Origin of the sequence: Vreelandella rituensis, assembly GCF_003336665.1 — a bacterium.
GTDB lineage: Bacteria > Pseudomonadota > Gammaproteobacteria > Pseudomonadales > Halomonadaceae > Vreelandella > Vreelandella rituensis.
This window is the reverse complement of record NZ_QPIJ01000148.1, coordinates 1-1,227: the sequence shown is the minus strand read 5'-3', so window position 1 is coordinate 1,227 and position 1,227 is coordinate 1. Positions and strand designations below refer to the sequence as shown.

Here is a 1,227-nt window from a genome sequence, read left to right as displayed (position 1 = left end):
ACGTTGTCAGTGGAGCTTCATACCGAGCCGTTGCCAGCTCCGCACATCCACCTAGGGTACTGTTCATGGGAGAACAGGTGGCAGTCTCAGCCACAGTCGGTAAAGCGACTTCATGTCGCACGGTGTTGTTCCACACAAAACGTGTACAGCCGAACGACTGTGCCAACAGCACAGCCTGTTCAGGAGTGGGGTAGAAACGTTCTTTGTAGGCACGTTTTGTCATACTGGGAAAATATCAGGGGGTAGGGGCAATATCAATACAAGCACCGCTGCGCGGTGCGCGCTTATATCACCGCCCGAGGACTGGGCGATGCTTTACGCGCTGAGTGGTAAAGGCGAAGGTATTGGCGATGAGTACTGAAGTCTGTTTGAAACGCTGGGAAGCCATGAGATCTCCTGCAAAAACTGAAAAGGACGATGGCCGGTTACCGGCCATCGTCTGGGCTGAGAATGATCAGCCTTTTTGCGGCTTCACTTGGGGCTTGGCGGTTTGCTGTTCCTCGAGCATACGGTCGACGGAAGAGACGTAGTATTCTTCGGCAAAGCCACCTTCCGGTTCCTTGAGCCAGAGAAAGCAGATCAACCAGCTGAGGAAGGCGCCGCAAGCGATGATGTAGAAGAACTGGGTGGGCGTGACGAAGGTGTAGATGGTCAGGTAGACCACCGCCCCCACGTTGCCGTAGGCGCCGGCCATGCCCGAGATCTGCCCGGTGATGCGGCGCTTGATCGACGGCAGGATGCCGAAGGTCGCGCCTTCCGCGCCCTGCACGAAGAAGGAGGTGAAAATGGTGATGGCCACCGCCACGATCAGCGGCCAGCTCGAGTTGAGCATGCCCATCATCACAAAGCCGATGCCGATGCCGAACATGTAGCTGAGCATGACGAAGCGCCGGTTGCCCATGCGATCCGACACCATGCCGCCCATGGGGCGCGCGACCAGGTTGACGAAGGCAAACGAGGCCGCGATCAGCCCGGCCATCGCGGCATTCAATCCCCAGGTTTCCTCGAAGAACATCGGCAGCATCGAGACCACCGCAAGCTCGGCGCCGAAGTTGGCGAAGTAGGTGCTGTTGAGCGCAGCCACGCTGCTGAAGGGGTACTTGTCATCCTCCGGCACACCTTTTTTCAGAATCGGAATGTTGACCCTCAGGATCTGCACCACCTGATAGATGATGATGGCCACAATCGCCAGGTAGGCGACCGTCGCGCCGGTGGTGGAAAGGTAGC

The 1,227-nt window shown here is 57.8% G+C and carries 1 protein-coding gene and 1 pseudogene; both read right to left on the bottom strand.

The features are described from left to right. Positions 1-115 precede the first annotated feature (115 nt). Positions 116-223: pseudogene (locus tag DU506_RS21190) on the bottom strand (helix-turn-helix domain-containing protein); the annotation flags it as partial. A gap of 231 nt (positions 224-454) precedes the next feature. After that, positions 455-1,227, bottom strand: a 773-nt coding sequence (locus DU506_RS21185; protein WP_114488791.1) for an MFS transporter, incomplete at its 5' end; no start/stop codon positions are given.